This window comes from Methylomonas sp. AM2-LC (assembly GCF_039904985.1).
GTDB lineage: Bacteria > Pseudomonadota > Gammaproteobacteria > Methylococcales > Methylomonadaceae > Methylomonas.
Window position 1 is genome coordinate 556,391 of sequence record NZ_CP157005.1, and the last position, 23,058, is coordinate 579,448.

Sequence of the window (23,058 nt, forward strand, 5' to 3'; positions counted from 1 at the left end):
ATTAGCTGGCGTATTCAATGCTGATTACCTATAAAATAACGTTTTTTCTGTTTTAATTTCTCAGATATATGCAAGTATACCAACCGATCAATATACAGCCTAAACGCATTTTGGTGATAACTCTACGTTATTTAGGCGATACATTATTAGTAACCCCGTTACTCAGTTCTTTGCGGAATGCCTATCCTCGGGCTGAAATTGATGTTTTACTGCCTTTTGCTAATCTAGGTGTGCTGGAGGGAAATACAGATGTTAGTCATTTAATACCGTTTTATAGCAAGCAAGGTTTTTTAAGCTTTGCAAAATTGTTATGTGGTTTGTTTCAGAAATATGATCTAGCAATTTCAACGCAGGGTGGTGATAGGCCAATTATTTGTGCAATCGTTGCTGGAAAGTGGCGAATGGGATTCGTTTCGGGATGTAGAGTTAAACAATTTTGGAAGCGAGTACTATTGGACAGGGCTTTAGAATTTGCAGATCAACATTCGCATGCTGTGTTGGAAAACTTGCGTTTTTGTGAGGCCTTAAATATTACACCTTGCTACAAGTTGACGCCACCCAAACTCCTGCATCCGCTGTTTCTAAAATCCATTTCTGGGAAATATGCAGTACTACATATCATGCCGCAATGGCAATATAAGCAATGGCACCAGCTAGGCTGGATCAAGCTCGCATATTATTTACAGCGACAAGGGTATCAGTTAGTGTTGACTGGAAGTCCGCAGGTAGAGGAATTGCATGTGGTGCAGGAGTTGCTTAGTTACTTACCGCCCTCTGCTTGCAATTTGGCAGGAAAATTAAGTTTGGCAGAATTAACCGAGATTATAAATCATGCGAGTATTTTTATTGGTCCAGATACCGGAATCACTCATTTAGCAGCTGCCACAGGGGTACGAACAGTGGCTATTTTTGGTCCAACTGACCCATTGAAATGGGCGCCTTGGCCTCAAGGCTATGCACAGAATGCAGCGCCGTTCAATTCACAAGGGATACAAAAAATAAACAATGTGTGTTTAATACAGGGTGAATCAGAAAGTGGTTGTGTTCCTTGTCAGCTAGAAGGATGTGAAAGGCATAGGCATAGTTTTAGTGCATGCTTGGACGCATTATCAGCACAAACAGTTATTAAAGTAATCGAAGAATGGCAAGAAAGAAAGTAATGAGATTAGTGTCTAAACAAATAAATTATCATAATTTATAAATACTTAAAGGTGCTTAAGTCAAGTTAAAAATAGGCGCAATACACAAAAGCTGTAAATACTTTTGAATAGGAATGTGAGGTAAGGTTAAAAGGCAATTTGTTAAGCAAAATACGGTCCACATAATGGTTAATGTTGAATGATAAGGGCTTAGCATTTGTATGAATAAAAAAAACACAATTTGTCTTGACAAGGTTTTCCGAGCTGGTACACTGCCCTCCGCCTATAAGGAAGGCGATGTTCGAAGTCCGCTAAGCGGATGAAGAATGAAAACAAGGGAAAAATAAAGAACTCCCAATTATTTGGGAATTTTAGATAATCTTTTAGGAGGTAGAAATGGCTGCTACAACTGAATCAGTTAAAGCTGATGCTGCGGAAGCACCGCTTTTAAACAAAACAAACCTGACATTGGGCATTTTGCTCTATTTGGGTTTCTATTCATTCATTCGCTGGTATGAAGGTGTCTACGGCTGGTCAGCTGGTTTAGACTCATTTGCACCAGAGTTTGAAACTTACTGGATGAACATGCTGTACATCGAACTAGTTGTTGAAGTTCTGTTGTTTGCAGGTATCAACGGTTATATCTGGAAAACTCGTGATCGTAAAGTGATGTCTATCACTCCACGTGAAGAGTTGAGAAGACATTTCACACATTGGATCTGGTTGGTTTGCTACGGCTGGGCTATCTACTGGGGTGCTTCTTACTTCACAGAGCAAGATGGTACATGGCACCAAACGATCGTTCGTGATACTGACTTTACTCCAAGTCACATCATTGAGTTCTATTTGTCATACCCAATCTACATCATCACTGGTTCAGCTTCATTCATGTATGCAAAAACAAGACTGCCTACATACCATGAAGGTTTGCACCTGATGTATCTGATTGCAGTTATTGGTCCTTTCATGATTCTGCCTAACGTAGGTTTGAATGAGTGGGGTCACACTTTCTGGTTTATGGAAGAGTTGTTTGTTGCTCCATTGCATTACGGTTTCGTATTCTTTGGTTGGGCTGCTCTGGCTGTAATGGGTGTGGTAAACACCGAAGTAATGGCAATTACCAAATTGCTGAAAAAAGATTTAGCTTAATAAGCAAATCTATAAAAGTAAAAATACTATCTCCTTTCCTGCTCTGCTGTTAGGTAGAGTAGGATAAGAGAGAAGTTTAAAAAAAATATAATTTTAATTCTTTAGGAGGTAAGCTAATGAGCGCATCTCAATCAGCTGTACGTTCACGTGCGGAAGCGGTACAAGTTTCTCGTACGTTTGACTGGATGATTCTTTTTACACTGTTCACAGCGGTTCTGGGCGGTTATCACATTCACTATATGTTGACTGGTGGTGACTGGGATTTCTGGACTGACTGGAAAGATAGACGTCTATGGGTAACTGTAGCACCTATCGTTTCAATTACATTCCCTGCAGCTGTTCAAGCATGCTTGTGGTGGAGATACAGATTACCAATCGGCGCTAGTGTTGCTGTTGCTGGTCTTCTGTTAGGTGAGTGGATCAACAGATACATGAACTTCTGGGGTTGGACATATTTCCCAGTTAATATCTGCTTCCCATCTAACCTGTGGCCTGGTGCTATCGTTCTTGACGTTATTTTAATGCTGGGTAACAGCATGACGTTGACTGCGGTTGTTGGTGGTTTGGCTTATGGTTTGTTGTTCTATCCTGGCAACTGGCCTATCATTGCTCCATTGCATGTTCCTGTTGAATACAATGGCATGATGATGACTCTGGCTGACTTACAAGGTTACCACTATGTTAGAACTGGTACACCTGAGTACATTCGTATGGTAGAGAAAGGTACATTAAGAACTTTCGGTAAAGACGTTGCTCCAGTATCAGCGTTCTTCTCTGGATTCGTTTCTATCATCATTTACTTCTTGTGGCATTTCTTCGGCAGATGGTTCGCTAAAACCGATTTCATCTCTGATGATGCAACCTAGTTGAAGGTTTGATTGAAAATGACAGCTGGCATATGCAGTACGAGTGCCAGAAGATCTTAATTACAAGATTCTCTAGTAATAGAGGAGGGAATATGAAAATAATAAAAGACAAAGTTGCTAAACTGTCCTTTGTCGCACTGCTGATCACTTTGACAGCAGCGATGTTCTATGCTCCAACAGCATCTGCTCATGGTGAAAAGTCACAGGCTGCGTTTATGCGTATGCGTACTATTCACTGGTTTGACCTGAACTGGTCAAAAGAAGAAGTTGCTATTAATGACACAATGACAATTGGCGGCAAATTCCTGGTTTTCGCAGGATGGCCTGAAACTGTTGATAAACCAGAAATCTCGTTCTTGAACGTTGGTATTCCTGGTCCTGTGTTTATTCGTGCCGGTTCTTGGATCGGTGGTCAATTGGTACCACGTTCAGTTTCTTTGGAACTGGGCGAAGTTTATGAGTTCAAAGTTCTGCTGAAAGCACGTCGTCCAGGCGACTGGCACGTTCACGCTATGATGAACGTCAAAGGCGGTGGTCCAATTATTGGTCCAGGTAAATGGGTAACCATTACTGGTTCAATGAGCGAATTCGTTAACCCAGTAACTACATTGACAGGTCAAACAATTGATCTGGAACATTATGGTCTGGATAACGTCTACTTCTGGCATGCTCTGTGGTATGCAATTGGTTTAGCTTGGTTGGGTTACTGGATCAAAAAACCATTGTTCGTTCCACGTCACATCGCTGTGAGCACTGGTAAAGCTGATACATTAATCACTCCAACTGACAGAAAAGTTGGTATTTTGTTCGGTGTTGGTACATTGGTAATCGTTGCTGCTTCTATGGGCACAACCAATGATAAATATCCTGTAACTACTCCTCTGCAAGCAGGTTTGTTACGTGGTATGAAAACATATCAAATGCCAGAACAAACTGTTACTGTTAAAGTTGATGATGCAACTTATCGTGTACCAGGCCGTGCAATGCAAATGACCTTGACTATTACAAACAATGGTGATTCACCAGTTCGTTTGGGCGAGTTCAACACTGCTGGCGTTCGTTTCTTGGATCCTGCGGTTCATGTTGACGAATCTGGTTACCCAGATGACTTGTTGGCAGAAGAAGGTTTAACTGTTAGCGACAACAGCCCATTGGCTCCAGGTGAGTCACGTACTGTTGAAGTTACAGCTTCTGACGCTGCATGGGAAGTATATCGTCTTGCTGACTTGATATACGATCCAGATAGCCGTTTTGCTGGTCTGTTGTTCTTCTGGGATGCTAATGGCAATCGTCAATTGGTAACAATTGATGCTCCATTAATTCCAACTTTCATCTAATGAAAGTATTCTAAGCGCTTTAGCTTAGAATAAGGAGTTAAAAACCCCTGCTATCGTGAGGTAGCGGGGGTTTTTTTTAGGTTACGATTATTGTTTTAAAAGCAGAAAATGCTTATAAATTTAGTATCAAAAGAAGAGTAAAAAAATGAAGAAAATTCTAATCTATATCACCTTATTGATATTAGTAGGTTGTGCAGAAAAACAAGAATATGAACAAGCTGTTGTAGAACAGATGAAACAGGAAAAAGATATAAAGGATTATAAAATAGAGCCAGAGGAAATGGCAAAATGCGTTGTGCAAACAACCGCCAACAATATGCCAGGTTTATTTACGGCTGATCCTACAAGGTTAAACGCATATAAAAATTATACAAAAATGCTTAAACTGAATAGCAGTAGCGATCCTAAAAAAACATTAGAAGAACTAAGAACGGATTTCGGAGATGCCAAAAAATTAGCCGATGCACATGCAAATTACACTGAAAGTGTGCTTAACTGCATGTCAGGCTTAGTAACTAGTGATGAAAAAGAATTGGTAAAATAAAGTTGTAAATAGTGCGAGCAATGCAGGTTTAGTGATAAGCACGTATTATAAATAACCATAATGGCGTATAAGAAGCCATAATTTATGAGCATAAAACAATACTAGCTAAAATGAATTTTTGCTATAAAGAATTATTTAGCGTATTACTAAATTGATTTTGATACTCGAGAGGTGAAAATGTCTAAATTGACTATAAAAAAAATAATAAAGCCAGTTATTATATTGTGTATGTTGTTTACTCCAATTGCGGCCATGGCACATGCAATTTTGGTAAAGTCTCAGCCAGCAAAAGACGAAGTGTTGGCACAGGCACCCAAACAAATTGATTTATGGTTTAACGATGCAGTGCGTGGTGAATATAAAGCCTTAGCGGTAATAGATAGTAATGGTAAACGCGTTGATAATCACGATGTTGAGCAGAGTATAACTGATGGCTCAAACATACATGCTACAGTGCAAAGTCTAATCCCAGGTGTGTATACGGTACGTTATAGAGTGGTATCTGAAGATACGCATATCGTTACAGGAAAGTTTGATTTTACAGTGAAACCTTAAACAGCAATAAGGGCCAAATTAGTTATTAATATATGAAAATAAATTATAAGTTATTGCGTATCCAGATATTAATTAGTTGCTTACTAATATTATCCGCATGTGAAAAACTAGGGATCAATACAAATAAAACGAATGCCCTTGGTAATAGACCTGACTTAGATTGTATTATTGCAAACGATTTTTATGCAGTACATTTCAGTTCCTATATTCAGCCAGTAAAAGGCGAACCTGTGGGAGATACAAAAGCAGCGTTTGTGCCCTATTGTCAAAAAATACCTCACGCCGGTAGAATGTTTTTTACTGCTGATCTTATTGATCGAGATATACGTACAACGCCTATTGGTATTCGCTTAGTTGAAGTTGAAAAAACAACAGAAAAAGCACCAAATGACTATCGGGTAATACGTACCGTAGTAGATTTACCCGCTAAGTTATATCCAAGAGGTGCGGTAGAAGCACAAGCTGATATTGATAAGAATGGTGATTACCAACTGATTTTATTAATTGGAGATGCAATCGAAGATGATGATAAATTTAAAATATCTTTAGAAGTTGGTGTCGATCCAAATGCGTTACCTGTCTATTGGATAATAGTGTCAGGTGCTAGTTTATTGATAATTATCGTAATCTTTACTTTGATTTATCGTAAAAAAAATAAACACAAAGCAATTAATATAGAAAATAAGCAAAATAGTGACAAAATTGAGTAAATAGAGACGCTATTGATTGTGTTAAAAAGAAATTTTAATAGTTTTTCAAATAAAGAGAATCAAACAGTCATTATTATTGTTATTTTCAGTCCTAGTTAAGCACCCAATATAGCTTTATTGAAGTGCATAAAGCTTAATCGTGGCACAAAACAGCATTTGCGGCAGTCCAGTTAGTGATTGACTGGACTACGCAAACGTTGTGTTAAAACAATAACTGAGAGATGCTAATCTTATTTAATTATCACCATTCAAAGCAATTTTATTTTAGTTTGTTGGTTTATCAGATTATTTAAAGTTGACATATAATCAGCCAGTTTTTCTCGTTCTTTAACAATAACTTCGGGTGGTGCTTTATCAACAAACGCAGGATTATTCAGTTTGCCTTCAATACGAGGTAATTCTTTTTCAATACGTTGAATTTCTTTATCTAGACGTGCTAATTCAGCTGATTTGTCAATCAGACCTGCCATAGGAATTAGGATTTTTAAATCACCAACTAAAGCAATAGCAGATTCTGGGGCAATATCTTCATTGGTTAACCATGTAATGCTTTCTAGTCGGCCAAGTTTTAAAAGGTAAGTCAAGCTGTTAGATATACATTGTCTATCATTGGCAGAGCCATCTTGTAGTAGTACATTTAATGGTTTACTAGGCGCAATATTCATTTCTCCACGGATTCGGCGTATGCCAAGAATAAAAGCCATAAACCATTCAGTCTCATTGATGGCCGCTGTATTAATGAGATCGGCATCACTGACAGGATAGGGTTGTAGCATAATTGTGGCAGCCGTAATACCCGTCATAGGGGCAACACGTTGCCAAATTTCTTCGGTAATGAATGGCATAATTGGATGCGCGAGGCGTAAAACCGTTTCAAGAACTTTTAATAAGGTTTGTCGCGTACCCCGTTGTAAAGCTTCATCTTCAGACTGTAAAGAAATTTTAGCCAATTCAAGATACCAATCACAGTATTCATTCCAAGTGAAATCATAAATTGATTGTGCTGCTAGATCAAAACGATAATGATCAATAGCATCTGTAGTGGTTGCTATGACTTGATGTAAACGCGAAATGATCCATAAATCCACTGCGCTATAGCTACAATCAATGCAGCCCAGACCGTTGTCTTGCTCTTCGGTGTTCATCAGCACAAAACGTGCGGCGTTCCATAATTTATTACAGAAGTTACGATAACCTTCAGTACGCGCAAGATCAAAACGAATGTCACGGCCTGTGGAAGCCAGTGAGGCAAAAGTGAAACGTAAGGCATCCGTACCAAATGAAGGAATACCATCAGGAAATTGTTTACGAGTAGCCTGTTCTACTTTTTGGGCAAGATGGGGTTGCATCATGCCAGAAATTCGTTTGTCTATTAAAGACTGTAAATCAATTCCATCAATAATATCGATTGGATCAAGGACATTACCTTTAGATTTTGACATTTTTTGGCCTTCAGCATCTCGAACCAGACCGTGAATGTACACTTCTCGAAAAGGCACCTCGCCTTGGAATTTTAAACCCATCATAATCATGCGGGCTACCCAGAAGAAAATAATATCAAAGCCAGTGACCAGTACACTGGTTGGGTAATGTTGAGCTAGTTCAGGGGTTTTGTCTGGCCAACCTAATGTTGAAAATGGCCAAAGAGCGGAAGAAAACCAAGTATCAAGCACATCCTGATCTTGAGTCAAAGCATACTCAGCTGGTAATGCATGTTTTATACGAATGTCTGCTTCAGATACGCCCACATAAATATTACCAATATCGTCATACCAAGCAGGAATTCGATGTCCCCACCAAATTTGCCTTGATATACACCAGTCTTGAATATTACGCATCCATTCGAAATATGTATTCTTCCAATTATCAGGTACAAATTTGATAGCACCAGATTCAACTGCATCAATGGCTGGTTTGGCTAAAGGAGCAACTTTAACATACCATTGATTAGTCAAAAAAGGTTCAATGACGGCTCCAGATCTATCACCGCGGGGCACCATCAGTTTGTGATCGGCAATTTTTTCTAATAATCCTAAGGCCTCTAAATCAGCCACAATGAGCTTTCTGGCTACAAAGCGATCCAGACCTACATAGGTGGCAGGGATAAGCGTATATTCATCGTTATTGTCTCTAATAGCAGCGTCGAGGGTGAAGATATTAATCAGACCACCATGAGGTAAATCAACGATAGCGCTTATATGCTTGTGTCTTGTCCAAACTTCATAATCATTGAAGTCATGAGCCGGTGTAATTTTGACGCAACCAGTACCAAACTCAGGGTCGACATATTCGTCAGCAATAATTGGAATGCGTCGTCCAGTGAGGGGTAAGTCTACAAATTCTCCAAGTAAATGTTGGTAGCGCTCATCATTGGGGTTAACCGCAACAGCAGCATCACCAAGCAAAGTTTCTGGTCGAGTAGTGGCAACCTGAAGATAGCCCTTTCCATTACTTAAAGGGTAACGCATATACCACATAAAGCCATTTTCTTCTTCAGAAAGTACCTCAAGATCAGAAACTGCAGTATGTAAAATAGGGTCCCAATTTACCAAACGTTTACCACGATAAATTAAACCTTCTTCATACAGTTTAATGAACACTTCCTGTACAGCTTTGGACATACCCTCATCCATGGTAAAGCGTTCGCGATCCCAATCCAGAGAAGAGCCCATTCGGCGTAATTGTTTAGTGATGGTGCCGCCAGATTGTTCTTTCCATTCCCAAATTTTTTCAATAAACGCTTCACGTCCATAGTCATGACGTGATTTACCCTCAGCATTGATTAAGCGCTCAACAACCATTTGTGTAGCAATACCTGCATGGTCCGTTCCAGCTTGCCATAAAGTATTGTAACCTTTCATACGATGATAACGACTGAGGGCATCCATTATGGTATCCTGAAATGCATGGCCCATATGTAAGCTGCCAGTTACATTGGGTGGTGGGATCATTATGCAATAGGACGGGCCTTGTCTATTAGCAGCAAAATAGCCGCTCGCTTCCCAAATATGGTACCAGCGTTGTTCTATGGTATGTGGGGAATAGGTTTTTTCCATGACAGTATCAGATAGGTAGATGAGCTAATTTAAGTGGGTTGAGTCGTTATTTGCTAGGCATACTATGCCCGTAACGCAAATAATAGGTCGTTTTTTCAATGGCAATCAAAACTGGGGTAGCGCCAGCAATAGCTACGGCATCCACCAGACAATACCAAGCGGCTACGCCACTTGGCGGATTACCTTGCGGTAGCCTAGTGGCGGGGTCAATAGTGGCCCAAGCCCAAGTGCCGGCACTTGTACCTACTATCTCAAGCCATGAAGTGATGAAGAATGCACCCAAATAAACCATAGGTGATTTGCCTTTAAATAGATAAAGCAAAAATACGCCGAATAGTACAGCACCAATCAGGTCTTGACGTTGGCTAAAGCTGCTAATACCCCACAAAGTCCACAGGCTACAAATACAGACAACAAAAATGGCAATGTAGCGAGCGTGGCGTTGAAATAAGCCTGAGCGACCTAAAGCAACTGCGGTTAAATATACCAAACCATGCCCAGCAGGAACATAGGCGGGTAAATTACCAAAGCGGTAAATATAGCCGTGCATATAGATAGAAGCAAAATATTCACCAATTACGGCAAAGGTAACTGCTACAGCAACCTGTGTGCGTACATATTTACATTCCTTGCGTAAAAAGGCTAATAGGAATACCCAGCCGAAAAAAGCTAAGACATACTGCATGGCTTGTGGAGCAAATCCATCAGTAGTTAAGCAGATAGTGACCGTTACAAATGTAAATACAGCAATTCGATAGTCGCGTGAACGATGGTCGGCAATGCTATCTTTTGGGGGGAAATGTGGTAAAGAGATAAAACTCATTTTCGCATTGGAAAAAGCTGAAATCATGACAATAATCGCTGATATATTATACGAATGCGTATGCAACTGCCAGATAACGTAAAACTTTACCAGAAAAAATAGCGATAAACGACGAAATAGGGGGTAGTTTGAGCCAGCCACCAGCAAAACACAGTCCGTCGCCGACTATGGGTAGCCATGAGAATAATAATACCCAACCGCCCCAGTGACGAACAGTATATAACGCTTTTTGTTGTCGAGAACTAAGCAGAGTTTCGGCTGGGTATTTTTTTGCTGCCCAGATGCCTATTCCCCACGTAGTAATTGCACCTAATGTGTTGCCTATACTAGCAATAATAACCAGTTCATAAATAGAGTTTGCTGATCGATTGATCATATAAGCCAAAATAACTTCCGATCCACCAGGCGCGATGGTGGAGGATATAAAAGCGCTTAAGAATAATCCAGTTAAGCCTAATGATTCGAACTGCATATTTCATTTCTCATAAAAAGCCTCTGGAATTAGGCATTTCAGAGGCTTTAGATAATGCTTAACTTAAATAGTAAGGGTGAAATAGAAATCGGCTTAACTTTATTTATAGTGAGTTACAAGTATAACTGTATAGGTTAAGCTTTTATTTATCCGATAAAGGAATGATTTTTTTGCTTGAAAGTTGTTTAATCAAGCGCATAATCAGTCCAATAATTACTCCAATACCATGGGATGTAAGCTCTATTATACTGGCCACAATTTCACTTGCGCTCATGCCTTTAAATCTGTTCACTAGCAATGGGGCAATAATAAGGCCTATCGCTAAACCGATTATTGAGACACCAGAAAAAACGGAGGTAGTTTGAGATTGCGTTGTTACTGGAGCCGATTTAGCTGTATCGGTTAAGGTCGTAGGAGTTGGTAGCGGCGCAGAGTATTCTTCTGCAACATACGGTTTGCCACTATAATCATCTGGAAATATGCTGGCAGTTAAGCCAGGAATGCTAGGAAGTTCTTCACTGCCTTTGCCTACTTTTAATTGGGCTTTCATGCCTTTTTCCATATGCTGGGCAATATCGCAATGCACTAAATAGGTTTTATCACCGGGTGGCAAGATTAGAGTACCTGATACTTCGCCAGGTCCGCTCACTTCTAGATGAAACATGCCTTTCGGGTAAAGATACTTAGGTAATCCATGCATCATCCACTGATGACGAATCTCGTCTTCATTAATAAAATGAACTGTTAATTTAGTACAGGGATCGAAATGAAATTCTTGTTGGTCAAAAGCGTACATAGTACCCGGAAATTTTTCCGAATATTTATGACCAGCGCGTACGGTTATCTCTTTGGTTGCAGCGATTTTCTCACAACCACCGGGTAGTGTGTCAGTATTTTGCCCCATTACCATGCCGCCATCCATGTCCATCAGATGACCGTCACCGTGTGACATCATTTGTGTATGGTTTTGAAACTCTTTAGCGGAAACTGGGTTAACAGACAGTGCGCAGATTATGACAGCAATTGCTACTAGTTTGTCCATTATAATGTTTTCTCGGTATCTGAAATGATGGAAGATGCCTAATGATGGGTTATTCAGCTGTATGATGTACAGCTGAATAACACTTTATGTATTAAATTAAAACTCTTTCGCTCTACCCAAAAGTTCATCAACTTTACGTTTGAAGCCAGCATTGGATAAGTAAACTATATATAAACCAGCTAATAATACCAGAGCATATAATCCTAGATTTCCTTTACTGACAGGCTGACCTGCACCCGCTTTAAAGCTCATGTGTGCATCTAGACGCTCGCCATTATCTTGTAAAAGCGTAATATGAATGAGATATTTACCTGCTTCAGCAACCCCGTCATTTAGAGAAAGTACTACAGTTCCTGATTTATGTTTTTTGGCGCCTTCAAAGAAAACACGCTTACCTTCAGGTTCTTTGGTGACTTCAAATTCAATTGCCATATTACGATAGCGTTGATCCTGATAGTCAAATACTAATTGAATTAAGGTATTTAAATCAGGTAAATTACCGCAAAATTCTTCTGCCGGATAAGCTTTCGGTTCGTATGCAGTGTAATGGAGCCAGTGATCTTTTTCCAATTCAAATTTACATTGATCAGTGTCGGTTCCAGCTGCACCACCATGAGCCCATAGTGCCGTTGAAAAAAGTAGTGCCAATAAACCCAATAAACTATTTTTTAAAATGTGTGTTTTTCTCATGAACCATCCCCCTTAAAAATACTTATTTATTATTATTTTCATACACTTAGTAAAAAGCTTTGTTTCTGCTATAGCTTCAGTATACTTCGAAATAAGGCTAAAACAAGTCTTAACTCTAGCACATCACCACAACCAAATAAAGAGAATACTGATATTGTTATCAGCTTGACAATCAAGGGATCAATGATAATGAATTTAAATTTTTTGGCTTCGGTACTCTACAATACATATAATGGTGTAGTGGTTTTTGCCAGAAGCATAGTCATTTTTCAGAATTTCTGAAGACATTTTCCAGTTATAACTAAAATTATGTCCAAATTAATCAATTCCATAGAGTGGAACGCCGTTAAACAACATCATCAAGAAATTGCCAGAAAATATTGTATAAAAGAAGCGTTTGATAATGATCCGCAACGTTTTGCAAAATTTTCCCTTACATTTGATGATCTAATTTTCGATTTTTCCAAAAATCTAATCAGTCATGAAACTTTGCCTTTATTGATTAACTTGGCTGAACGCGCACAACTAAGTGAAAAGACCGAAGCTATGTTTTCCGGTTCTATCATTAATACCACCGAAAAGCGCGCAGTACTGCATACTGCCTTGCGTAATCGAAGCAATAAGCCAGTTTACTTTCGCGGTAAGGATGTCATGCCCGAAATTAATAAAGTACTCGGTAAAATGCGGGTGTTCACTGAGCAGGTTCGATCAGGTGAATGGACGGGTTACACCGGGAAAGCAATTACCGATGTTGTCAATATTGGTATAGGTGGTTCTGATTTGGGGCCTAAGATGGTGGATACTGCCCTAAAACCCTATGGTAAAGATGCCCTGAAAGCGCATTTTGTCTCGAATGTCGATCAAACAGATATAGTTGAAACGCTTAAACCATTAAATCCTGAAACGACCTTGTTTTTGATTTCTTCAAAAACTTTTGTTACTCAAGAAACCATGACTAATGCTCACTCAGCACGTAACTGGTTTTTGGAGGCCGCGGGGGATGTCGCACATATCTCGAAGCATTTTGTGGCGATCTCTACTAATGTGGAAAAAGTACGCGAGTTTGGTATCGATCCTGAAAATATGTTTGAATTTTGGGATTGGGTGGGTGGACGCTACTCTTTATGGTCGGTAGTGGGGATGTCTATTGCTTTATACATCGGCATGGATAATTTTGAAGAATTATTAATGGGTGCTCATTTAGCGGATGAACATTTTCGGTATACACCTTTCACTCAAAATATACCCGTGATAATGGGCTTGTTAGGTATTTGGTATAACAATTTCTTCGAAGCCGAAACCTATGCCATTTTACCCTATGCGCAGTCTTTACAATACTTTGCAGATTATTTTCAGCAAGGTGATATGGAAAGTAATGGAAAAAGTGCAACCATTAGTGGTGAGAAAGTTGATTATAATACGGGCCCCATCATCTGGGGGCAGCCAGGGACGAATGGGCAGCACGCTTTTTTTCAATTAATTCATCAGGGTACAAAATTAATTCCTGGTGACTTTTTGGCGGCAGCCCAAAGTCATTATGATTTGCCCGGACATCATGATATTTTGATATCCAATTTTTTGGCACAAGCTGAAGCTTTGATGCGTGGCAAAACTGAGGAAGAAGTGCGGATTGATTTAAGTCATGAACCTAATCTCGATGATGCATTGATTGCCTCAAAAATTTTTGAAGGTAACAAGCCTTCCAATTCATTTTTGTTCAAGAAGCTGACGCCAAGAACTTTAGGTACTCTGATTGCTTTTTACGAACATAAAATTTTTGTACAAGGTGTTATCTGGAATATCAATTCTTTTGATCAAATGGGTGTGGAGTTAGGTAAAGTTTTGGCTAAAGCCATTTTGCCGGAATTAAAGAACGAAGACACTATTAGCAGTCATGATAGTTCTACTAACGGCTTGATAAATGCCTATAAAAGATTACGTAAATAGCAATAATTTGGGTTTTTGGGTGACAGTTTTTCAGCGTGGCGTTAGGTCAAATAGATCTGGTAAAGTGGTGTTTTAGTTAAAACTGATGAGCTGTCTAAACCAGATCAAGTGCTGATGCTCGTTTTGGAGATCGCGCTTGAGTTATAAATTCGTATTTATTAATGGCATTCGCAACTCTTGTGTTTTCGTTTGGCTTTAAAAAAATCGGTAAGAATTTCAGAGCAAGCTTGTTCCTGTATGCCACCAGTCCAATCAATATGATGATTTAGGAATGAAGCCTTACTCAATTGCATGGCACTACATACTGCGCCCCGTTTGGGGTCAAAAGCACCAAAGACCAAGCGTTGAACACGTGCCTGTGCAATGGCTCCCATGCACATAACACAGGGTTCCAGAGTCACATACAAGGTTGTATGGGGTTGTCGGTAATTTTGTAAGTAGTGTCCTGCTTTTCTAAGCGCTACAATTTCGGCATGTGCACTTGGGTCATGGTTCTGAATCGATTGATTCCAACCTTCTGCAATACATTGTTCTGCATAAACTATTAGTGCGCCGACTGGTACTTCTCCTTGTAATTCAGCTTCTTGAGCCAAGCGAATAGCGTGTTGCATCCACTCTTCATCTGTCATATTAAACGGTAGCCTTGTTTAGCCTGTCATTAACCGCAGCCCAAGCTTCATGATCGGGTGGTTGTTCAATCAAAATCGTATCCAACTGAAGATTATCCAACTCTCTTAACGCACTGTAGAGCGCAGTTTCGTAATGTTCTGCGCATTCCGGTAGCTGTATCAGGTGAGGGCATGGAAGGGCAGCAATCACATCGCTAAAAGCTAAAATGCCAATATTTTTGCCTTTGGAACACATTTCGTCAACCATGGCAATTAATGTTTCCGCTGGGCAAAGTAAAGCCATGGTATGCGGTGCGTAGTGAACCGCAAGCAATCCAGGTGCACGTATCTTGTTTTGACTGGATAAGCGAATTTCAGTATGCAAAACGTTTTTTAGCTGGCTACGCGTAATTCTGCCTGGCCGGAGTAGGGTTGGATGTGTGTCGGTTAAATCGATGATCGTCGATTCGACGCCAACGCTACACGGTCCTCCGTCCAGAATGCAATCAACGCTATCACCTAATTCTTCTGCAACATGACCCGCTTGAGTTGGGCTGATATGCCCAAATCGGTTTGCAGAGGGAGCCGCTATGCCATTGCCAAAAGCTTCCAGCAATTGTAAGGCAACTGGATTGGCAGGTATGCGTAAAGCGACGGTATTCTGACCTCCAGTGACTGCTAAAGATACTTGGGCATTTTTGTTAAGAATTATGGTTAAAGGTCCTGGCCAGAAAGCTTCTGCAAGAATTAATGCCGTATCCGGCACCGATTCTGCCCAGTCATAAATTTGTGCTGCACGAGCAAGATGGACTATGACTGGATGATCTATAGGTCGGCCTTTGGCCGCAAAAATTTTTGCAACAGCATCTGGATTCGATGCGTCTGCACCCAAGCCATAAACTGTTTCAGTTGGAAAAGCCACCAAACGACCTATTTTTAATAGCTCTACTGCATGGGATATGGATTTTGTGGTTACAGGTATTGGAGTCAAGGTTAAAATTACCAATTAAAAAATATAATGCTAATTTTACCTATTGCTATAGATTTTTGTTATATTTTATCTGTTTTATAGCTCAAAATTTGTTATTTCGGCAGTGAAATCTGACTAATGTAATTTCTGTCTGCACGCCAATACCTAGTCAGCTCTGATGTGCAAAATTAATCTAAATTGGAGTGGTGGTGTATGCCGCTCGTATTGGGGGATATGACTTGCTAAGTCAATCAATTAGAGCTTAATTTATTTGGGAATGCTTTTTTTATCCAATCCGCAATAAAATGTAATTTGTTTTCCACAGTTGTATTAATTACAAAAGGGTAAGGATCGCTAATACCCATGCTACGATTTAAGCTGTTCAACACCACTGAAAATTGCATCCATACTGCAAGGCAATCAGTAAAACTGTCGGTAGTAGGATCAGTAGTACTTAATCCAAAGGCTGCTGCTGTTTCTAAAGTCTCAATAATATGCAGGTAATGAGTCCAGCATTCGGCCCAGTCTTCTAAAGGGTGTGCGCTTGCATAAGCACTGATATAGTGGTCTTGCCAGTTGCAAGGAGCGCCATGTCGATAAAAATATTTTAAATTTGCTTGATAATCTTGGCGTTCGTCACCAAATAATTGCCGGAAATGGTCTAAATCAGCCTTGCCGGTACTGTTATTTTGAAAGTGTAACCAGTAAAAATGTCCCATTTCATGGCGAAAATGCCCTAGTAAAGTTCGATAAGCTTCTTGCATCTTTTGTTGAGCTGCACTGCGATAGCTATCATCGGCTTCTGCAACATTTATGGTAATAAGGCCGCTGGCATGGCCAGTAAAAACCATGTCAAGCTTACTAAAACGATTACTGCGTTTGTCCTCCAAAAAATCGAATAATAACATTTGTTCTTGTTGAATACCTCGATTAGGTATTGGCAGTTGTAAGCGAAGTAACATGTAAAATGTACGCCGTTTAGTGGCCTCTAATTTTGACCAGCGTTGCAAATTATGGTTGATACTTAAATTTGGAATCGTTCGAGTTAGCCGACAGGACAGGCATTGTGGGTTCATGTCGGTGTTTTTAATTAACCAATTACAATTCAGCAATGTACGATGTTGACAGGGGCGATAATTGTCATAAAATTCGTGACGCACCAAAGATTGTAGTTCTGGAATAAATCCCAGGCTACCGTTACAACCTTTACACAAGGTGTTTTCGAAAAAAATTTCATTGCCACAATTACAGTAATAACGTTTCATACCAATAATTAGAAAGATGAACTGGTGAGTGTTATTTTCTTAGCGAACAGAAAATGGCAAAAAAAGTGGTTGAAAGTCAATCTAAACTCCTTATTTTGGATAAGTAAGGTGGATGAGTCATTATTTATTCGCTGGCAGATGCGAATCTGCCTCTATAAGAAGTGTGTATTGTTTGCTAATTTGTCAGAGTTAATTTTACGGCATGTTTCAATAATAAATGACAGTATTTAAAAATGATCATGCTATATAGGGTTAACAGTTTACTGCATAGCTGGACTGAAACCGAAACAGAAATTTATAGAGGAATGTATTAAATGTTGATGATTAGACCTGCGCAATTAATTGACATACCCTTTCTGTGTAATTTGTTGCATGATTTATTTAGCTTAGAATCAGAATTTACACCAGATCATTTTCTACAAAATCTTGGTCTGGCTAAGATAATTGCTAATCCTGAATTAGGGGTGATTTTGCTGGCGCAACGGCAGAATAGTATTGTTGGAATGGTCAATCTGTTGTTTACAGTATCTACCGCTTTAGGCGGGCGTGTGGCATTGTTGGAAGATATGGTCGTTTCTGAAGTGGAGCGTAATCATGGATTAGGAACACAGTTGCTTGAGGCGGCAATATTATTCGCAAAACAACAGGGCTGTCAGCGGATTACACTTTTAACTGATCAGGTTAATCAGGATGCGCAGAGGTTTTATGCCAGGCAGGGGTTTAAATTATCAGGGATGGTGCCGATGCGGCTGGATTTAGGTGCTGGATAGTCATCCTAAGTTTTTTAGAGATGTTTTTCCTTTTTGCAAAAATATCGTTTGTTTAACCCTATAAAAGCAACTATGGCTAGACTTAGCCAAAGGCTAACCATAGGGCCTACTACACCATCGTAGTTACTAACCAGGAACAGGTAATCAGATTGAGGATTAACATTGAATAAATCTTTGCTGGTTTTGATTTGCCAAACCCAGCCACAGTGACAGCCAATACACAGTCCTAAGCTTTGCGGTATGAGGCTTCTGATAGTAGATAAAAATACGCCGACTACAAATAAAGAGAGTAAGGCGCTCAGTATTGCTGGATTTAACCAATTGCCAAAGGCTTCCAGCATTAACTGAAAGCCACTGTTGATGGATAACTCAGTAAAGGGAATGCTGGTTTTACTTTTCAAAAAATGTAATGCTGCGTAATAAAGGGAGCTGATAGCAATAGCGAAAAAAATACTGAATCGTTGTCGCAAGGCACTTAATAGCAGGCCACGAAACAGAATTTCTTCAGAGAGAGCAATTAATAACGCCAATAAAAAGGCCAGACTTACTTTTCCAGTAACTTTCCCCACTGTCCATTGGCGTGTATCGTCAAAAATATGCACATCGAGTGCATACAAGCTAAAAAGCACAGGAAGTAAGGTGATTAATGATAGTAAAAAGCCTTGTAAAAATTGTTTAAAAAAAATGCGATTTGCAGAGAAGCCAAGATCAAACCAACTTAATTTTAGAATTCTTTTGAGTGGAAAAATGCTAAGTATGAGTAAAACTTCAGTGGTTTTACTGATGATTTTTTCTATAGGCTGTATGTCGCCGGTAAATTGCAACAAACCGTAGCTAATTAAACTTGCAGCAGTAATTACGGTTAAAAGTAAAGTAAGCGGTAATAGAGAAAAGACAATAGGGCGCATTAATTAAAGTCTCCCCATAGGGTTTGTACTGCGGCTAGAGCTGTCAGTATTGCTGTTTCTGTTCTTAAAATGCGGGCTCCAAGCCTTACTGGAATAAAGCCAGCGGCTAAGGCTAGTTTGCGTTCATGATCGCTAAATCCCCCTTCGGGTCCAGAAAGTAAGGTGATTTGTTGAGTTTTTTCAGGTAATTGGGTTAAAGTTTGTTCGGCAAAGGGATCGAGAAATACCTTTAGGCCCTGTTGCTGGTGCGCCCATGTTGCCATTGGGCATATTTGGCCAAGTTCGGGTATGCGTGTACGTCCAGATTGTTCTGTAGCGTGTTGAATAATATGCAGCCAATGCTGCCAGCGCTGAAGCTTTTTATCATCATTGAATTTTATAACGCAACGTTCAGTGATTAGTGGGGTTAATTGATTTACACCTAATTCCACGGCTTTTTGTATGGACCAGTCCATGCGATCGCCACGGGAAATGCCCATTCCGATGTGTACTGATAGCGGTGATTCAACATCGCGGTCTAGGAGTTTTTCAATTTTTACTCTAACGCTTTTACGGCTCACTTCAGTGAGTTTGCCAGCAAACTCTCCCCCTGTACCGTTAAAAAGAATGATGCTCTGTTCAGCTTTTAGACGTAAAACACTACGCAAATAATGGCTTGCTTCCTCATTAAGTGCAAGATCTTGTCCTACATTTAAGGCGGTATCAATATAGACTCTTGATACTCGCATTATTCACGTACCGCAAGTTGTATGCCTTGCCAGGCCACTTCAGCCATTAAAGCAATTTCCGATTCGTTGATGACATAAGGGGGCATAAAATAAATCACATTTCCCAAAGGGCGTAATAATACACCTTGGCTCAATGCATGTTGATAGACTTTTAAGCCACGGCGCTGCTGCCAAGGATAAGCTTCACGTTTTTGTTTGTTTTTAATAAGCTCAATGGCAACAATCATTCCGGTTTGTCTGACTTCAGCAATATTGGGATGTAATGCAAATTCGGCAGTTGCATTTGACATCAGGTTTGCCAGTTGTTGATTGTTTGTAATTACGTTTTGTTGCTGGAGTATTTCGATAGTGGTTAAGGCGGCTCGACAAGCTAGGGCGTTACCAGTGTAACTGTGAGAATGTAAAAAACCCGTTAGTTTTTGGTAATCATCGTAAAAAGCCTGATAGATTCCATCGGTGGTCATGACTGCCGATAATGGTAGATAACCCCCCGTTAAGCCTTTTGATAAACACATGAAATCGGGCGTGATGTTGCCCTGTTCGCAAGCAAATAAGGTTCCTGTGCGACCAAAGCCTACCGCAATTTCATCGGCGATCAGATGAACATTGTAGTGCAGGCAGGCTTTTTTAAGCAGCTTGAGATAAACCGGGTGATACATGCGCATATTCCCTGCGCATTGTACCAATGGTTCGATAATGACTGCGCATACGGAATCAGCGTGTTGTTCCAGAGTTTTTTCCATGACCGCGAAACGGCGTATGGAATAGTCTTCCCAGCTTTCGTTTTCTTGGCGAAAATAACAGTCTGGGCCAGGAACCGTGATGGTTTCCATTAATAGTGGTGCATATGTATTTTTGTATAAGGCTACATCGCCAACTGCCAATGCGCCTAATGTTTCGCCGTGATAGCTGTTTTCAAGAGTAATAAATTTTGTTTTTTGTATTTGTCCTTGATTTTGCCAGTAGTGAAAGCTCATTTTTAGAGCAACTTCAATGGCGGATGAGCCGTTGTCAGCGTAAAAACATTTATCCAGGCCTGGCGGGGTAATGCTTACCAGTTTTTCAGCTAGGGAAACGGCTGTTTCATGAGTAAGACCACCCAGCATGACATGCTCCAGTGTTTCTAGTTGATCTTTAATAGCCTGATTGATGATGGGGTTGGTATGCCCTAATAAGTTGACCCACCAGGAGCTAATTGCATCCAAATAGCGTTTTCCCTCAAAATCTTCCAACCAGACGCCGTTAGCAGATTTTATAGGAATTAATGGTAAAGTGTCTTGCGAGTTGGAGTGTAGCGCATAGTCTTTCATTTGGCTGCATGGATGCCAAAGTACCTTAAGGTCACGCATAACAATGGATGAATTGTTCATTAATTTTTACGGGTATTGAAACTGCTGCCTGATTTTTGTTTTAATGTAAGAGAGCATAAAAAAAGGCTGATGTAGCTTTTACTACGTCAGCCTTTTAAAGCATTGAGGTGATTATTTAGCTTAACTAAGCTATCAGTTTTGCAGAAGCTGCTTTATTAAACTGAGTAAGACTAAATAATAACGCGTTCAAGCAAGAAAGATTAAGCCATTGCGCGAAGTCTGGTATTTAATCTGCTTTTGCTGCGAGCTGCTTTGTTTTTGTGGATGATGCCTTTGTTTACAGCAGAGTCAATAATTGGCACAGCTGTTTTAAATGCGGCTTGAGCTTGCTCTTTGTCGCCTGCTCTTACAGCTGCAAGCACTTTTTTAATGAAAGTGCGCAAGTTGCTACGCTGTCCGGCATTGCGAATACGGCTGTTCTCTGCCTGACGTGCTCTTTTTTTAGCTTGTGGTGAATTAGCCATAGTCTATCAGTTGATTTGAGTAATTTATAAACGTCCTATTATGATTTTAGATGCTATGATTGTCAACTTTTAAATCAAATCTGCACTAAAAGGTTATCTTGACTAAGCAACTTTTCAAATCGTCTGCTATTGTTGGTAGTATGACTATGATTTCACGTATCATGGGTTTTGTGCGGGATATGTTGTTTGCCAATATCTTTGGAGTGAGTTCAGCAACTGATGCGTTTTTTGTCGCGTTTAAAATACCTAATTTTCTACGACGTCTGTTTGCTGAAGGGGCTTTTGCCCATGCTTTCGTTCCTTTGTTGGCTGAATATCAAGCGAAAGGAAGTCCTTCACAACTCAAACTTTTTATTTCAAAAGTTGCCGGTACGTTGTCACTGGTACAATTATTGTTAAGTATAATCGGTATTGTTGCCGCGCCAGTTTTAATTTTGCTCTTTGCACCCGGTTTTTTTTGGGAAAGTGGCCAATATGAACTGGCAGTGCAGATGCTACAGATCACTTTTCCCTATCTACTATTTATTTCCCTGACCGCATTTGCTGGCGGTATTTTAAATGCACAAGGTAAATTTGCAGTGCCAGCGATTACCCCTGTATTTCTCAATATCAGTATGATAGTAGCCGCTGTGTGGATTTCGCCTTTAATGGCTGAACCCATTTTAGCGTTAGCCTGGGGAGTTTTTGCTGCGGGTGTAGTGCAATTGGTATTTCAGCTTCCTGCTTTGTATCAATTAGGCTTGTTGCCAAAGTTAAGTTTGGGATTTAATGATCCTGACGTTAAACGCATGATAGGTCTCATGCTGCCCGCTATTTTTGGTGTGTCAGTAGTGCAAATTAATTTATTGGTTGATACCTTATTTGCCTCTTTTCTGGTTTCTGGTAGTGTGTCTTGGCTCTATTATTCTGATCGTCTGGTCGAGTTTCCGTTAGGCATCTTCGGTGTTGCTGTTTCAACAGTTATTTTGCCTCATTTAGCGGAAAATCATGCGGCTAATGATGTGGAGGCCTTTTCAAAATCGTTGGATTGGGGGTTGAAATTAGTATTATTGGTAGGATTACCCGCTACTTTGGGATTAACGTTTTTATCGGAACCTTTGCTTTCGACATTATTCCAATATAATGAATTCGGGGTTAATGATGTGCTAATGGCCAGTAAAAGCTTAATGGTGTTTTCTTTGGGGTTATTGGCGTTTATTTTAATCAAAGTTTTGGTGCCGGGCTTTACTTCACGCCAAGATACGGCTACTCCGGTGCGTTTTGGAATGTATTCGATGCTGGCAAATGTGGTGTTGAATGCGGTGTTGATATTGCCATTGGCACATGCAGGTCCCGCTTTAGCCACAACATTATCTGCTTATTTGAATGCGGCGCTATTATTGTGGGCATTGCTCAAACATAAAGTCTATCAGCCTTGCCAGAAGTGGTGGCAGTTTATCGGGCAGGTGGGATTGGCGTCGATGCTGATGTCGGGATTTTTGTATTATTTTGTCGATTCTGATTTATGGCTATACTGGAAAGCATCTCAACGTAGTTTGGCTTTATTATTAGTCATCGGTTTAGCGCTCTTAATTTATTTATTTGCTTTATGGCTATTAGGTGTCAGACCTAAACATTTAGCAGGTAGCCAAAGTAATTAGCGAGA

22 protein-coding genes are annotated in these 23,058 nt (G+C 40.0%); 10 read left to right on the forward strand and 12 right to left on the reverse strand.

What is annotated here, in order from left to right:
• The first annotated feature begins 68 nt into the window (after positions 1-68).
• The 7 genes from ABH008_RS02625 to ABH008_RS02655 all read left to right on the forward strand — a co-directional run bounded on the left by ABH008_RS02625 (position 69) and on the right by ABH008_RS02655 (position 6,300).
• Entirely contained in the window at positions 69-1,160 is a 1,092-nt protein-coding gene (locus tag ABH008_RS02625) for a glycosyltransferase family 9 protein (RefSeq protein WP_347988317.1), read from the forward strand.
• Positions 1,161-1,535: 375 nt separating this feature from the next.
• The gene (gene amoC, locus ABH008_RS02630) at positions 1,536-2,288 is read left to right on the forward strand and encodes a bacterial ammonia monooxygenase, subunit AmoC (protein ID WP_347988318.1); all 753 of its coding nucleotides are present in this window, start codon (positions 1,536-1,538) and stop codon (positions 2,286-2,288) included.
• Positions 2,289-2,404: 116 nt separating this feature from the next.
• Complete coding sequence (gene amoA / locus ABH008_RS02635; RefSeq protein ID WP_347988319.1) at positions 2,405-3,154, forward strand: bacterial ammonia monooxygenase, subunit AmoA; 750 nt, start codon at positions 2,405-2,407, stop codon at positions 3,152-3,154.
• Positions 3,155-3,246: 92 nt separating this feature from the next.
• Positions 3,247-4,491: a bacterial ammonia monooxygenase, subunit AmoB gene (amoB, locus tag ABH008_RS02640; RefSeq protein ID WP_347988320.1), complete on the forward strand. Its 1,245-nt coding sequence runs from the start codon at positions 3,247-3,249 to the stop codon at positions 4,489-4,491.
• A gap of 145 nt (positions 4,492-4,636) precedes the next feature.
• Positions 4,637-5,035, forward strand: a complete 399-nt coding sequence (locus ABH008_RS02645) for a hypothetical protein (RefSeq protein WP_347988321.1) — start codon at positions 4,637-4,639, stop codon at positions 5,033-5,035.
• A gap of 177 nt (positions 5,036-5,212) precedes the next feature.
• Complete coding sequence (locus ABH008_RS02650) at positions 5,213-5,590, forward strand: copper resistance CopC family protein (RefSeq protein WP_347988322.1); 378 nt, start codon at positions 5,213-5,215, stop codon at positions 5,588-5,590.
• Between the two features lie 32 nt (positions 5,591-5,622).
• Positions 5,623-6,300 (forward strand): hypothetical protein, encoded by a 678-nt coding sequence (locus ABH008_RS02655; RefSeq protein WP_347988323.1) that lies wholly within the window; start codon positions 5,623-5,625, stop codon positions 6,298-6,300.
• 248 nt (positions 6,301-6,548) lie between these two features.
• Here the strand turns inward: ABH008_RS02655 and ABH008_RS02660 are convergent, their stop codons facing one another.
• The 5 genes from ABH008_RS02660 to ABH008_RS02680 form a co-directional block, all read right to left on the reverse strand.
• Complete coding sequence (locus tag ABH008_RS02660; protein WP_347988324.1) at positions 6,549-9,356, reverse strand: valine--tRNA ligase; 2,808 nt, start codon at positions 9,354-9,356, stop codon at positions 6,549-6,551.
• Positions 9,357-9,402: 46 nt separating this feature from the next.
• On the reverse strand, positions 9,403-10,179 hold the full coding sequence (locus tag ABH008_RS02665; protein WP_347988325.1) for a hypothetical protein: 777 nt from the start codon (positions 10,177-10,179) through the stop codon (positions 9,403-9,405).
• Positions 10,180-10,225: 46 nt separating this feature from the next.
• On the reverse strand, positions 10,226-10,651 hold the full coding sequence (locus ABH008_RS02670) for a DedA family protein (protein ID WP_347988326.1): 426 nt from the start codon (positions 10,649-10,651) through the stop codon (positions 10,226-10,228).
• Positions 10,652-10,793: 142 nt separating this feature from the next.
• Positions 10,794-11,693 (reverse strand): copper oxidase, encoded by a 900-nt coding sequence (locus tag ABH008_RS02675; protein ID WP_347988327.1) that lies wholly within the window; start codon positions 11,691-11,693, stop codon positions 10,794-10,796.
• A 96-nt stretch (positions 11,694-11,789) separates the two neighbouring features.
• Positions 11,790-12,383 (reverse strand): hypothetical protein, encoded by a 594-nt coding sequence (locus tag ABH008_RS02680; protein WP_347988328.1) that lies wholly within the window; start codon positions 12,381-12,383, stop codon positions 11,790-11,792.
• Positions 12,384-12,692: 309 nt separating this feature from the next.
• Here ABH008_RS02680 and pgi point away from each other — a divergent pair, with 309 nt between their 5' ends.
• Positions 12,693-14,330, forward strand: coding sequence for a glucose-6-phosphate isomerase (gene pgi / locus ABH008_RS02685; protein ID WP_347988329.1), 1,638 nt, complete (start codon positions 12,693-12,695; stop codon positions 14,328-14,330).
• A gap of 158 nt (positions 14,331-14,488) precedes the next feature.
• On the opposite strand, the gene tadA is transcribed toward pgi, so the two are convergent.
• From tadA to ABH008_RS02700, 3 genes are all read right to left on the reverse strand, one after another.
• Entirely contained in the window at positions 14,489-14,959 is a 471-nt protein-coding gene (gene tadA, locus ABH008_RS02690; RefSeq protein ID WP_347988330.1) for a tRNA adenosine(34) deaminase TadA, read from the reverse strand.
• A gap of 1 nt (position 14,960) precedes the next feature.
• Positions 14,961-15,929 (reverse strand): L-threonylcarbamoyladenylate synthase, encoded by a 969-nt coding sequence (locus ABH008_RS02695; protein ID WP_347988331.1) that lies wholly within the window; start codon positions 15,927-15,929, stop codon positions 14,961-14,963.
• 230 nt (positions 15,930-16,159) lie between these two features.
• Entirely contained in the window at positions 16,160-17,173 is a 1,014-nt protein-coding gene (locus ABH008_RS02700) for a putative zinc-binding metallopeptidase (protein ID WP_347988332.1), read from the reverse strand.
• A gap of 314 nt (positions 17,174-17,487) precedes the next feature.
• Here ABH008_RS02700 and ABH008_RS02705 point away from each other — a divergent pair, with 314 nt between their 5' ends.
• The gene (locus ABH008_RS02705) at positions 17,488-17,943 is read left to right on the forward strand and encodes a GNAT family N-acetyltransferase (protein WP_347988333.1); all 456 of its coding nucleotides are present in this window, start codon (positions 17,488-17,490) and stop codon (positions 17,941-17,943) included.
• A 14-nt stretch (positions 17,944-17,957) separates the two neighbouring features.
• Here ABH008_RS02705 and ABH008_RS02710 read toward each other — a convergent pair whose 3' ends face one another.
• The 4 genes from ABH008_RS02710 to rpsT all read right to left on the reverse strand — a co-directional run bounded on the left by ABH008_RS02710 (position 17,958) and on the right by rpsT (position 21,413).
• The gene (locus ABH008_RS02710) at positions 17,958-18,851 is read right to left on the reverse strand and encodes a type II CAAX endopeptidase family protein (RefSeq protein ID WP_347988334.1); all 894 of its coding nucleotides are present in this window, start codon (positions 18,849-18,851) and stop codon (positions 17,958-17,960) included.
• The gene (locus tag ABH008_RS02715) at positions 18,851-19,579 is read right to left on the reverse strand and encodes a 16S rRNA (uracil(1498)-N(3))-methyltransferase (protein WP_347988335.1); all 729 of its coding nucleotides are present in this window, start codon (positions 19,577-19,579) and stop codon (positions 18,851-18,853) included. Before ABH008_RS02715 ends, ABH008_RS02710 begins: the two co-directional genes overlap by 1 nt.
• The gene (locus tag ABH008_RS02720; RefSeq protein ID WP_347988336.1) at positions 19,579-20,949 is read right to left on the reverse strand and encodes an adenosylmethionine--8-amino-7-oxononanoate transaminase; all 1,371 of its coding nucleotides are present in this window, start codon (positions 20,947-20,949) and stop codon (positions 19,579-19,581) included. Before ABH008_RS02720 ends, ABH008_RS02715 begins: the two co-directional genes overlap by 1 nt.
• A gap of 200 nt (positions 20,950-21,149) precedes the next feature.
• The gene (gene rpsT / locus ABH008_RS02725; RefSeq protein ID WP_347988337.1) at positions 21,150-21,413 is read right to left on the reverse strand and encodes a 30S ribosomal protein S20; all 264 of its coding nucleotides are present in this window, start codon (positions 21,411-21,413) and stop codon (positions 21,150-21,152) included.
• Between the two features lie 98 nt (positions 21,414-21,511).
• Here rpsT and murJ point away from each other — a divergent pair, with 98 nt between their 5' ends.
• Positions 21,512-23,053, forward strand: a complete 1,542-nt coding sequence (murJ, locus tag ABH008_RS02730) for a murein biosynthesis integral membrane protein MurJ (RefSeq protein WP_347988338.1) — start codon at positions 21,512-21,514, stop codon at positions 23,051-23,053.
• Positions 23,054-23,058 lie beyond the last annotated feature (5 nt).

Bases quoted from the DNA above. Each gene is read 5' to 3' on its own strand.
- ABH008_RS02625 (WP_347988317.1), top strand. From the start codon at position 69: ATGCAAGTATACCAACCGATCAATATACAGCCTAAACGCATTTTGGTG.
- amoC (WP_347988318.1), top strand. From the start codon at position 1,536: ATGGCTGCTACAACTGAATCAGTTAAAGCTGATGCTGCGGAAGCACCG.
- amoA (WP_347988319.1), top strand. From the start codon at position 2,405: ATGAGCGCATCTCAATCAGCTGTACGTTCACGTGCGGAAGCGGTACAA.
- amoB (WP_347988320.1), top strand. From the start codon at position 3,247: ATGAAAATAATAAAAGACAAAGTTGCTAAACTGTCCTTTGTCGCACTG.
- ABH008_RS02645 (WP_347988321.1), top strand. From the start codon at position 4,637: ATGAAGAAAATTCTAATCTATATCACCTTATTGATATTAGTAGGTTGT.
- ABH008_RS02650 (WP_347988322.1), top strand. From the start codon at position 5,213: ATGTCTAAATTGACTATAAAAAAAATAATAAAGCCAGTTATTATATTG.
- ABH008_RS02655 (WP_347988323.1), top strand. From the start codon at position 5,623: ATGAAAATAAATTATAAGTTATTGCGTATCCAGATATTAATTAGTTGC.
- ABH008_RS02660 (WP_347988324.1), bottom strand. From the start codon at position 9,356: ATGGAAAAAACCTATTCCCCACATACCATAGAACAACGCTGGTACCAT.
- ABH008_RS02665 (WP_347988325.1), bottom strand. From the start codon at position 10,179: ATGAGTTTTATCTCTTTACCACATTTCCCCCCAAAAGATAGCATTGCC.
- ABH008_RS02670 (WP_347988326.1), bottom strand. From the start codon at position 10,651: ATGCAGTTCGAATCATTAGGCTTAACTGGATTATTCTTAAGCGCTTTT.
- ABH008_RS02675 (WP_347988327.1), bottom strand. From the start codon at position 11,693: ATGGACAAACTAGTAGCAATTGCTGTCATAATCTGCGCACTGTCTGTT.
- ABH008_RS02680 (WP_347988328.1), bottom strand. From the start codon at position 12,383: ATGAGAAAAACACACATTTTAAAAAATAGTTTATTGGGTTTATTGGCA.
- pgi (WP_347988329.1), top strand. From the start codon at position 12,693: ATGTCCAAATTAATCAATTCCATAGAGTGGAACGCCGTTAAACAACAT.
- tadA (WP_347988330.1), bottom strand. From the start codon at position 14,959: ATGACAGATGAAGAGTGGATGCAACACGCTATTCGCTTGGCTCAAGAA.
- ABH008_RS02700 (WP_347988332.1), bottom strand. From the start codon at position 17,173: ATGAAACGTTATTACTGTAATTGTGGCAATGAAATTTTTTTCGAAAAC.
- ABH008_RS02705 (WP_347988333.1), top strand. From the start codon at position 17,488: ATGTTGATGATTAGACCTGCGCAATTAATTGACATACCCTTTCTGTGT.
- ABH008_RS02710 (WP_347988334.1), bottom strand. From the start codon at position 18,851: ATGCGCCCTATTGTCTTTTCTCTATTACCGCTTACTTTACTTTTAACC.
- ABH008_RS02715 (WP_347988335.1), bottom strand. From the start codon at position 19,579: ATGCGAGTATCAAGAGTCTATATTGATACCGCCTTAAATGTAGGACAA.
- ABH008_RS02720 (WP_347988336.1), bottom strand. From the start codon at position 20,949: ATGAACAATTCATCCATTGTTATGCGTGACCTTAAGGTACTTTGGCAT.
- rpsT (WP_347988337.1), bottom strand. From the start codon at position 21,413: ATGGCTAATTCACCACAAGCTAAAAAAAGAGCACGTCAGGCAGAGAAC.